Source organism: Acidovorax sp. Q11, from assembly GCF_054950075.1.
Genome location: NZ_JBUDZG010000140.1, coordinates 1 through 234, shown reverse-complemented (window position 1 = coordinate 234; position 234 = coordinate 1). Strand labels below are relative to the sequence as shown.

The 234-nt window shown below is 66.2% G+C and carries 1 pseudogene; it reads left to right on the top strand.

Annotated elements, in window-relative coordinates:
* A pseudogene (locus tag ACYZGB_RS23020) lies at positions 1 to 234 on the top strand (IS110 family transposase); the annotation flags it as partial.

The window sequence follows — 234 nt, the reverse complement described above, 5'->3', positions numbered from 1 at the left end:
CCCTGCGGGGGTTCTGTCGGGAGTTCGGCATCGCTGTTCCTGTAGGTGCGCGCACGGGCATCGAAGTCATCGGCCGCGTGTTGGCCGACCCACAGTCGGCTGTGCCTGAGCTGATCCGCCACACGGCATCGCAGTTGCTCGAAGAGATCCGGCTCCTGGAAGCGCGCATCGCCCAGGTGGAGAGACAACTGAGCCAGGCTGCCAGGCAAAGCCCGGCCTGCACGCTGCTGCTGT